Source organism: Candidatus Omnitrophota bacterium, from assembly GCA_028707125.1.
GTDB lineage: Bacteria > Omnitrophota > Gorgyraeia > Gygaellales > JAQTUX01 > JAQTUX01.
Map to the genome: position 1 here is coordinate 361,866 of JAQTUX010000002.1, position 12,421 is coordinate 374,286.

The 12,421-nt window shown below is 51.2% G+C and carries 1 protein-coding gene (running past both ends of the window); it reads right to left on the reverse strand.

Every position in this 12,421-nt window falls within one protein-coding gene, locus PHR44_08075, for a HEAT repeat domain-containing protein, read on the reverse strand. The gene is 68,022 nt long; 18,395 of those nucleotides lie to the left of the window and 37,206 to its right, leaving coding positions 37,207-49,627 in view — codons 12,403 (complete) to 16,543 (partial); reading right to left, the first codon wholly in view occupies nt 12,419-12,421. The start codon and the stop codon both lie outside this window.

Consider the following 12,421-nt stretch of genomic DNA (forward strand, 5'->3'; position numbering starts at 1 on the left):
TAAACGCTCCAAGCACGCAATGTTTATTTAATCTATCCAGAGGCACATCCGCAAACCTGAATTCATCATCACTATTTTGCCAAATTAAGCACTCATCCTGTATGCCCAGGGCGGCAAAGATATGCCTTGCGATATCCGCCTCTTGCTCGCTGACAGAGACAGCATCTTCGCTCATATTGTCCAGCAGGCCCGCGTTTATATGTTTCGATACCGCGCTGCTTGATGCCTGTGGCGGCAACAACCTGATTTTCCATTCATCGCCGCATGTTGAGAAGTTATCTCTGCCGATTGTCTTGCGGAAAAACCTCTGGGCATCTAAACTCATGGAAGGCGTTGATATCCAATCGCCGATGGAGAAACCGTGGCTTTGGAAGAATTCAACCGCGCTACCCCACAATGCCCTGCCTATACCGTTTAATCTCCTTTCTTTAAAACAGTAAATATACTGGAGTTTACCTTTGCCTCTCATTATTTCGATTTTGATATACCCCGTTGGCCTTACATCGTCTAAAGCAACCAGCAATTGCATTATTAATCCGGGAGAAAAACATATGCTTGCGGATATATCATTTCGCGCAGATTTTATGCTGCCGCAGTATCTTTCTCTGGCCAGAAGCTCAATAAATGCTTCGCGCTGCTGTGGGGTAAGCCGCAATAACGTTTCCACCTGTATTTTATCGCCTGCAGTGCAGGCGTCGCTCCCACTCCCCTCCTGCGGCGGGGCAGGCGCGCTGCTGGAGGCGCCATCGCCGTTCCTGTTTATCTCTGCTACACGCCGACGCATAGCGCTATACACTTCTTCATCAATCGTGGGCGCTTTTATTGTGGGTAACAGGTGCCTGTCCGCATCAAAGATTCTGTTGTAACGCTTATAAATGCTGGACAAACGCGCATGGATAAAAGCTATAAGAACAAATAACCCCCTGTCCACGGGGCGAAGGGCAAATGCCAGATATAAGTCAATAAGCGCGTCTTCATACATTAAGGCGTCACCGATGGACTGCTTTCTGAGGTCGCTGTCAAATGCCCTATTTTTCTTGTCCAGGCCGGACTTATAAAGCAATCGGTACATCTCGTCATGGCGGCTCACGATCAACATCACAGGATATATTTCGTAAAATGAGGCATGCGTGTTAGAACGCGGGAAATCCCGCGGCACCCTTATGCGATGGACAGACATTAAATCCAGCCGGCCCGAACTTCTGAGGTAATCATTAACGGTCCTCTCTGCCGAATCAATATATCCCCATCCATAGGTTTCAATATCGGATGTAGCGAATGTAATGACCATCAGGCCGTCTTCCCTCAAAATATCAAGGCCTATATTAATAAATGTAAAGCTGGCAGGGCAATTAATAGAGACCAGGTCTTTTGATGCTTCGATCAACCCGGCATTCGGCAAGCTTTCTTTATCGGCGAGATCGATATGCCGGACCCTGCCTGCGGCCAATGCCTGTCGGTCGCAATTCCTGTCAACGTTGACGCTGCCTTCGCCCGCCCGTATTCCAACCCGATTGAGCAATGCTGTCAGATTATCTCCAAACTCGCCTTTCGGGCCGGATGCGATGTCGGCAAAATCCACAATGCCGCGAGAGGCAAAATGCTCTCTTAACAGTTCCGCGAAGGAATCTGCCTGGCTGTCGTTCTGCCCCTCACCCGCGCTGCTGGAGGCGGCCTTGTCAGTTTTCCTCCTGCGCCCCTTACCGGCGATATCCATCTGCTTTCTTTTCTGGCGGTATATCTTTATCAATTTTATAATATCCGCGGCAACATTCTCTCCCTTTGCCATCCTTACCGCCAGCCCCTCTAATATATCCTCCGTAGGCCTGGGTACCTTTGGCCCGCCATATTTCCTGTATAACTCCATGATCTTGGATTTAAACTCCGCCAAAGCATCTCCATCTATCCTCTTGAGAGCCACGCGTTTCCTCTCTATGGAAGCGATCAGGGCGGCGCGCGATTTGTCGCCGTTGCTTAAGGCATATTCCATATCCTTATTGCTCTTGCGCTTCCTGGCTTCTTTGGTCCAGCAGGTCCTGATATCATACCCCATCAATATGTTAGGCAGGACATCCTCATATCTGACCTTAAGCTTCCTTGCCGTCTTGACCGCTTCCTGCTTTGACTCCTCGATCAAGCCCGCTGCCGAGTTAAAATCCATGCCTGACCTTATAAGCGCGACCATGGCATCGCCCAAGGTCACCTTATTCCGGTGCGCGAACGCCTTCGCCCTGGCCTTGCTTTCAATAAGATCATCCAATACGCCGCTGCCATACTCGCCGATGATAATCAGCAGCGCGACATTGAAAGGAACCCCTTTATGCCCTTTCTGGATCGCCTCTATCTCCGACTTAAGGGCCGGCGTAATTATCGGTTTGCATATGCCATAGCCGCTGTCTGAGGTCATCGCAACCAGCTCTCTCTGCAATAATCCGGAGCGCACACTGCCGCTCATATCGCGGAGCCTTCTGTTCTCACGCAATTTCATCAGATAGATCACGATGACCGCGGCGGAAAGCGATAAAATTATCTGTACTACCGGGCTGCTGGAGGTTTGCTGCTCATCCTGGGAGTTATACAGCCACCGGACGGCCTCTACGCTGCCGTCCGGTCCGCACACAACCCTGTTCTTCCCCTGTTTTGAAACTACCTCAATGATAACAGCTCTATTTTCGCTGCCAAACATATTGAATCTCGTGACGTCAACATAATACACCGGGGGCCGGCGATCATCGTTACTGCTGATAAAAATACTGTGCCTGCCGCTGCCGGGGAAGATCTGCGCACAAAACTGCACCTTGGTTCCTCCAAGCAAACCCCACTCCCTGCAAACAACATGAGACCTGCTGGAAAAATAATCTATGTATATGTCATCTCGCGCGAGCCCCATAAGGCCGGTTGCCGTACCCACTAAGTTATCTCCCGGGGCGTATACGCGCACACCTGTATTTATACCTTCATAGAATACCTCTTCGCGTATGCCTCTTTGAAATTCCATAAGGTAAGAGGCGCCGGCGCTTAAAGGCATGCCGCCAAGCATTTCTTCGGGAACAAGGACTATGCCTAAGCCGCCGCTGTCCTCCAAGAAGCAGTCCCTGTAACCCTGCTCAATGGTCAGGTCGATGAATACCCTCCTGCCGTTAAGTTCAGCATAATTATACGCATGGTTATAGGTATCGCCTTTGACCCCACCCGCGGTTAAGAACATTCCGCCGCTCAATCCGCGGCCGGCAAACCGGCCAAGGGCCATAAGCCCCGCCCTGAAGCAGTCGCCTGTGCGCGGCAGGGAAATCCCTTCTTTCCGCTTATACGCTTCAAAATCGCTCAATACCCCCGCAAAGCAGGCGATCTCTGCGGAATCAAGCCATCGCAATACTTCATCCAGCGGATATCTTTCCAGGAACAGGTAGCTCATCAAAGGGACAAGATTATAGGCGTTAAACCGCACCATAAAACCCGCGTCACCGGAAAAACCCCTTAGAAGCCCGACCGGCAGGACATTCCATTCTCCTCCCCGCGCTGCCTGGAAGAAACGATATAGCAGCGCCCCATTACGGTCATAAGCAAAGCTTTCACTGCGGCCGTCGGGATAATTAAACCTGTCCGGCTTCCCGGAAATATTAAACAATGCGCGGCCGGCTTCTTCGCCGCGGCTGTCTCGCGCTGTGATGACCGCCAGCCGCCTGCCATCTTCAGGGTTAAGCTTAAACTCATAAGTATATTCGCCAACGCTGATCGATCCTCCCGGGCTGCTGGAGGTGCCGCCCTGCGGCAACTGGACCATGAAATCGATCTCTACCCCGTCGCCTTCTCCTGCCTGATGCTCATACCAGTATGTCGGCTTAGAATAATCATCGGCAGAGGCGTCCCAGACACGCTTCCTTCCTTTAAGCGTCCCCTCAGCCGGCGCAACCGAAGCCACGCTGAACTGCGCCATTAATCCTTCTTGCTTACATCGCTCAAGAATACCCGTTGCCAAAAGGCGGATGTTACGCAATGACGACGGTTCAACAGCCTTAGACACTTCAACAGGAGCACCCGTTATGGCAGCGGCAGGGAAAGACCCCCTCATAAAACGCAGTCCGAGTATTGGGCGCGGCCCCAGATCCGGCCCTTGTACCTTAACGACCTCATCATGGCCGGATTGCCAATCTGCGTTAATACCTTCTACATCATTATCAAAATCGCGGCAGGCGATCTTCAGAAAACTGCCTTGGGGATAAGAATTCCGGATCACGGCAAAAACCATATATCTGCCTTTACGCTGGGGAACGCGGCAGAGCCGCTGCGCCAAAGCAGTAATGAGGCCTTTAAGTTCATTTAACTGCGCCCGCTCCACATTAATCATGCGGCTAACCTCATTCAACAAATTATTTACGGCAACACTCTTACCGCCAATCTTAAACCTTACCCCTGGCTTCGCGCCCACAACTACTTCTACCGGCACGCCGCCGGAGAACAATCTCCCAAACCGTTTGTTCAACATATTCAGTTCCGCTTCTTTACCTGCGGCCAGATAATAGAGAAGCTCGTTCCATATGTCGCTCATGCGGAACAGCGGCTGGATCCCGGTTTTCCCAACCGCCTCTCTGGCGCCTATGTTGACTCCTTCCTGAGCCCGCGCGCCAACAACAGACAGCTCATAAGAAATCCTCTCCCCTAAAACCTCCATGCTCAACAATGGTATCGCTTCAAGTTCTTCATCCACTACAACCGGAGGCACAACGCGTAAACCCAGCTTCCAGGCAAGCTCAACGGCGCAGCCTAAAATCCTCAGGAAATAATAGGTATATTCTTTGGGATTGGTCACGGCAAAGGGGTTGCGCTGAAAATGCCAGGCGTAACAACTCACCTCCGCGTCAAAGACCAGCATCCATACCGCATCGGTGGCGCTGTTTGAGCCCGCAGCTCTGAAATACGGCAGGCCTGCCTTCTCAAGGGCGTTGATCACATGATCCAGGACGCTGTAAAGCACATACTGCTCGCAGTAGCCGCCTATCCAGGCCGAGGCATCGGCGTTGTCGTGCCAGGTGCCGAAAGGAATATGGCTTAGCCGCGGCAGGCATCCCACCCCGCCTGCCTCCATCCGGCTTATGAAATCGATCATATCTCCCGCGGTCATAAAGCTGGCTGCCGCGCTTCTGCTGACCGCGGCCAGCTTTTCGCTCCAGATCATCGCCCCTTCCAGATAATTGGGCACCAGATTTTCTGAATCGGTAAATTCCGAAGTAAATACGAAGACCCTGTCGGGGGACGCGGCCCTGGCCCAGCCGGCGACATGGGCTGCCATCTTAGAGGCCTCTTTGCTGTCGCTTGGCTGCCGAGGTAAATCCCTGTAATCAGTCCAATCATTTACTCGGCGTAAGGCCCCGCCTTCAAAATCCACGAACCTGTCAAAAGAGTATGGACAAAGGATGAGGCCGCCATGGGCGGTTTCATAAACAAGGGGCGTTGCCCGGTCAGCACACATGCCGTTGGCGGCTATTATCTTATAGAAATGGTCCTTGCCCACATAAACCAGACGTATACCCTGCTCAACAAGGAGCTCGGCTGATCGCGTATCCATATTGCCTTCGGCGTTCCATATCCATATCATCTCCTGGCCGTAGACCTGCCGGCAATGCTCGCGGGCGAGAATGATCTGGCTGCGCACGTCCTGCGGCCGCTTTAAATCATAGGTATAAAAAGGATTCAGCCCTGCCTCCCTTGATGCCCTGGCCTGGTCGGCAATGGCAGCGAATATGATGTGCGGGGTTACGCTGAAATCGATCTGGCCTCTTTCACAAAGCAGCGCCACCGTATTAGGAAAGATGCTCATCGCCTTTGTCATTTCATATACCATCCGGCATAAGGCCATATCGTCTGAGGCGAGCGCTATCAGGTCGGTTGTATCCAGGAACTCGCGGAAATCAACCCTGCGTTCAAAATATCCGGCCCGCGAGAACAAGGATCTCTTATCTCCGGAGAAATATGCCTGCTTTCTGCCCTTTACCGGAATACCTGCCAGGACCGTGGGCCCCGCTCCTGCAAATGTCGGGCGGTTGAAATGCGCCAGGTTCTGCCCCAAAAGCAATGCCTTCGCTATCTGCGCCCATATAAGGATATTTCTTTTTGCGGCTTTAGAGAGATCCTGCCTGAAAAATCCGCCTTCCTGCCACTGTTCTTTCCACAGCTCAGCGAATACTGCCCAGGTCTTCTGATATTGCGCCGGCAGCTCTCTCGCCCTGGCCTGGGCGTATTTGATGTCTTCGCTGTCCCAAAGCGTATATGGCTTGAGAAACAGTCCTATGTCTCTGTCTAAAGCGTCTTCCTTAACCAGGGCAGCGACCTTATCCTTGATCATGAAATAGAAGAACCTCCAGACCAGCCGCGAAAGCCCCAGCCATCCTGCCAACACGTAGAGCAGATAGAGCCACCTGAACCATCTTCTGCCCATAACGCCGCTAAGCGACTGCGCGTATTTAACCAGCTCTTTTGAAAGCGTGTAAGAAATGCTGTAGTTATAGCGCGTCCCTGCCATTTCCGGAGAAAGCATCATGAGCAATATGGCCAGGTAGGTGGCAAAATAATGCAGGCGCGACCAACGCATACCCGGCTGATGGCTGTTCAGGGTGAGCTGGTAGAACGAAAGCAGCGCGCGGGAAAAGTCATCCTGGAAGCCGAGGCCGAGGCGGCGGCAGGATTGGACGTAGACGAACAGCTCCTCCGTGTGCGCGGCAAAATAGGCATGGCTGTCGCTGCGCGCCTTGGCGCAGGCAGCGTCATGATCTAATGTATTGAGGTATTTTAGCTGAGTGGTGAGGCGACGGTTGAAGTCGGCAAGATAGGCGGTATCCGATGTATCAGAAAGGCGCTCGATCAGCAGTTGATGAATACTGATAAGCAATGTGTCTCCGTCTTCATTCACATTTAACGTAAATGCCTCCTGCCCTGCCTCGGGCACAAGATAAGCATTTACATATTTGTATCGGGGCGGGGCGTGCATAAGTATGCCGTCCAGAAGCGCGTGCAAACGCTGCGCCATTGCCGTCTGTTCTTCCCCGGAAAACGATGCCGCATCAGCCGCGCAAGGGGCGAACTTCCCCGGGGACAACTCCCTCTCAAACATAACACGCTTGCCTGTACTTGCGCGCGCTACCGTGCCGCAGCAGGACACCGAGCTGCTGGAGGCGCCCATGCCCCAGCCCTTATCGCTCCTGGTGTCGGCAGGGATGGTTTCCGGTACCCTTGCTTCCATATCTACTATGAAGGAGCCGTTAAAACATTCAGCCGCGTATTGCAGGGCCTTAATCCTGTCTTCGGGGCTCTTGCTGTTGTAACCCGGCACCACGGCAGCGCCATACGCGAAAAGCGTGTCCAGAAGCCATAACCCGGCATCCATACCCGCTTCATTTGCCAGCTGCCTTACGCGCCTTTCACATCCCACTGAATCATATATATGTTCGTCCAGCAGCCCAAGCTTATTAAGGGTGGCCGGCGCGCCCTTGCGCGCTATTACCCGCCTGGTACGCGGCCACGCGTAATACATCAACTCATAACGTAAAGCGGTAAAATCCACCACGGCCGCGCCGGTCTGCCAGCCGCGCATGCCTATCTCTATCCAAAACCGGATTTCACGCTCTATCAGCCCCTTGCCGTAACCCTTATCCCTTAATTCGCTCCCGAGCGAGCGGGCATTCCGGTAAACCCTGCCGCCATTGTTAATGAATCCTCGTTTCACGCAGAATCTACAGTCAATTTCCAATACCTCGCTATCCAGATAAAGCGCCTTTTCAATGCGCTCGCGCTGCTGGATAATGTTAGTAAGCATATCCGCGACAATAAGGACGTCTGTTTCTTCATGGAGAACATGCACGACCTTCAGAAAAACAATATCAAACAGGCCGGCCTTCCTCGCCTTAAGCAAATCTTCGGAAAGCGAGATTATAAGGCGTTTGACGTCGTCAAATCTTCTGCGGGCGATCATAACTTCCTGTATCTGACGGCCTCCGTTATAAGTATTTCTCAAATATGCATATAATTCCGGCGGCAGCCACTCTCCAGTGCCCCGCTCGATCACTTTCAATACGGCAGGGTGCAGGCCATCCATAGCGCGCCCCCCCTGTTCCGCGCCAAGCGGCGAAGAAGATGATACAATGCCCATCATCTTTAATGCGCCAATAAACAACCGGTATTCGGTATCAGTCAAATCGTTAAACGGATATCTGCGTGACAATACTAATTCCGGAAAATCAGCCTCCGATTTCAGGCCTCCTACATCACTAAGATAGAGCGCGCTGACAATCTTCTCAATACCTATCAATTCATATTGGTTTTCGGTAATAATGATTATATTCTTTACTGCGGCAAGCACGCCTGTCCTGCGGTTATCTATAAAATCTTGCGCCGTGGCAATAAGGTCGTGGGCATAAGGAATTATATATCCTTTCTCTCTTAAATTGGCGCAGACGCTATCAATAACCGCGTCCATTTGTCTGCAGGCCAGCAAACTGCCGTTCTCGTATAAAATGGCTATATCAAGATCGTCTTTTACTTTTTGGCGCCCTTCCGCGAAGCTTCCGTAGAGAATAATTGAAATTCCGCGATCTAAGCCCAAACTGTCCCTTACCCGCCTCTGCGCTTCCTGAATGTCACCTATTACCTTATCAGTTGATAGCGGCAGGCCGCTCCTGTGCGACGAACTGCTGGATGATCGCGGATGATCCATTTTGTCCGGCCTGCCGGCCCTGCCATAAAATATCTCCCGTAAATAACTCCGGATCTTTTCCCTGGCTATATCGCAAACAATATGGTCGATTTCGTGCCTTCGTTCTTTATGCCTGCCGAAATTTCTGCCGAATTCCTCCGCCGTAAACCGCTCAAAATAATTAGTGAGGTACGGTTCGATCAGCCCTAAATCCCGTATAACCCTTCTGTTATAATTACCGGCGATCCACTGATAATCATGCTCTGGAGTGATCGCCCCTTCATCAAAGATCTGGTCAACATCAAACCCCTTTACCCTCCTCAGGGGGTCAATGCCCTCCGCGCCTCCCGTCACCGGCACGCCGTAATTCATGATCATAACCCGCTCATCGCCGTCCCAGACCCCCAGTTCCCACATATTTATCTGAAGCCCTCTAAAATCGCGTATCGCTTCATATGCCCTCTGATACGACGGAAGGCTGTCCCGTTCTTCATTTGATAATTTATCCGCGCGCCTGCCGTATATCTGAATGGCCTCCGCCGCCCCTTCCGCCATAAGGATCGTAAGATAAGGCCCCAGATAAAGTATTTTTTCCTGAAGTATTATTTTGGGCAATACCATGATTTCCCCGTCAGGCAGCGTGAATTTGAAATCTTCTACGGTCAGGGTTGAAGCGAAGAGGCTGTCCAGGCTGCTTTCCTCTATCCTTAATCCGGGCTCGACCAGCCCGTTAAAATTATTCTCGTAATCCCGCAGGTATGCCTCTTTGTCAAATTGAGGATCATCAAACGGCACGACGGGTAGGAGCATCTTTATTACGAAATACAGCCCTTTGTCGGAATAGGCGATCATCAATCTTCCGGTATCACCCCATTGCTGCAATCTTACATTTTTGATCCGCTCGTATACCGCCTCCACGATCTCCTTTTTAAATCTCCAGCTTAACTGATCAGGGTCCAGCCCATACCCGGCAACATGCCTTCTGAATACACCGGATTCATGCCTGGTCTCATATAGCCGTATTACACCCTCAATGATATCTTCAATAACGGCCTCTTTATCTCTCTTTATATATTTCTTTATAAGGCGATTTATGCGATAAACGCCTTCTAAGAAAACAAAGAATATATTCTTCGCTAAGAAATACGCGGTGTAGGGCGCCATATAGAGGTACGACGGCAGCTCATTAAACAGGCGCGATGCCCCCTGCATCCGGCTTATGTGTATCGCTTCCGCGGCCAGGATGATCGGCAGCGCTAACCTCTGTATCCAGGATATGAGGAAATTGGACTCAACCACCAGGCGCTTATTAAGGAACAGGACTCTCCTGTCAGGGTCAACCCTGGCAATCCTAAACCTGCCCCTCCCAAATGAATCCTCATATACTATGTATCTGAATCTTCTTCCCGCATTAATACTGTGTATTATTGTCAACAAGTCGGAATCCTTTGCCATGCCGATCTCCTGTTCAATAAATGAGCATAGCTTGTAATCTCTCCTGTTTTTTACGTCTGTGAAGAAAAGTATGATAAATGACCCTGCTGCCAACGCAAAATAAACAACCGCTCCAAAGGATCCCGCCAACGAAACAAACACGCCTATCGGTTCAAATACCGCCGGAAGGCCTGTAATGATAAATATCCCTGAAAATGACAGCCCTATGGATATGATTCCCCAGAAAATCAATCCAGGAAAAGATGTATTCTGGGCCGCGCTATATAAGGGCATGGGTGCTTCCTGCGCCGGGCCAGAGGCGCTGCCGGCGGAACTGCCCTTACTTCCTGTATCATCAGCCCTCGTAATACAGATGCCATCCTTTGACACTACAATTCGTATCGCCTTATCATGTTTGACTATCTCTAATTTGCCAAGCAGGACAGAGCGCACTGTCTTTGTTGCCTTCCCGTCAATTATCACAGGTATTAAGTTCTGATTTTGAAACAATCTGCCTCTATTAACGCGCTCCAGGAATTCCGTTATGGTTAAACTCTCTCCGCCCTTGCCGCTGCCGGCCGGCCCTTGCTTGGCAGCAGATAAAGCAGACAACTGATCCTGCACCGCAGAAATGACCTTGGCTAATCGCCTAACCAGGTCCTGCCTGTTGTCATCCCAGTGCTTAAGATTCCTGGCTACGGAGGTATAGCTTGAATCTTCGGGGTGCGTGCCTGTATGGGTGAAAAACGCCATCCCGTCTAACTTCTCCGGATTAGACAAGGTATCCAAAATTATCCAAAGCAACGCCCTGTCCTTCTCATTCTTAAGCCTGCATAAAGAGCATATCTCCTCAAAACTAAAACGCGTCCTGCCTCCTTCGATCTTATTGCATATCAACGTCAATATCGCCGCCGCCATAAACTCCTGGTCTGACGGCTCGCCGCCCGGCGGCTGGTTGAGCGGGCTGCTGCTTTCAGAGGCGCCCTTTCGCCTCTTAATGGTTACCTGCCTGCCTATCACCTGCCTGCCTTGCAAGGTCTGGCGCGCGATAACTTTAGAGGAATACCTCCATAATGTCCCGATTTTTTCTCTATCTATCGCGGAGATCTCGATTTCCGGCTCCACTTTAAGGTCATATTTGGTAATACTATCAACTATCTTTTCGTAAAGCAGGTCAAATACGCGGATTTCCGCTATCTTACCATCGCTGCCGCGCCTGATATATAAATATACCGGCGCTCCGGACTCTAATTTATTCCCATAAATAAATGCCCTCCTGAGAAGCGTCTTGAGCTCAAAAAATACATCCTGCCCAATGTCGCCTTCTAACCTGGCGGAAAGCTCTCTTGCAAGACGCAGGATAAATTCAAAGCTGCCCGAAGGATTTCGCCGCCCGAGTAAGATCTTAATCGCGCTGCCGTCAATAATGCCCTGATACAGAATAGATGGATTATCTCCCGTCTTTATTAAGTCATCCCCTGATACCTTCTTGACTGCCGCCTCTAATAACTTGACTCGCTGAGTAATATCGGTCAAGGCGGGCGCCTTTCTCCTGAAAACCAGTATGATCCCGCCTGCCAGGATAAGCACCGATACGACGTAACGCGCATATCTGTTCCAATCAATCTCTTCTGCCACGGGAGCAATGCTCTTAATAAATCTGTTCTTTACCTCAATATTTTCCGCCGCGGACGGAAGGGCTTTTCTGATCTCCTCTCTCAGTCCTTCAATTACCCGGCCCTCGTCCTGGCCGTGCCGCGCCTTTAGCCCTGCGATCATGCCCCTGATATCCAACTCCCTGAAGGCCAGCCCTGCCTCGGCTATGACAGCGGGATCCTGATAGTCGCCTAACCAGACCAACAGACCGATATCCCAGTGTGGACTACGTTTGTCTATGTCCGCGATCATAAGCCCTGCGCCCCGAGATAAGGGGTAGCCCCCAATACCCAAAGCATCTTCCTTTTCCCAGTCAATTTTATCTCCGTATTGAATAAGGGTGTATTTACCTGCTTCTTCATTAAGCGGTTTGGCGGCGCATACCAGGACCAGCGGATTCGAAGGCGCCCCCCTGTCAATCACCCTGCGGTAGCGGGCTCCGCCGCCGACTTTAGGAGATGTCTCCATATACTCCTCTCCCCTGTGTTCACGGGGATTCGCATCCACAAGCTCAAACTTGTAATAGTCGTAATCTGTCCGGGCATCTTTGAAAGCGGCGACTGTCTGCGCCCAATTGATATGCCCCTGATAAGACCTCATGGCAAAGGTCGCCACGACAAGGATTATCGCGACGGCCACCAGTAG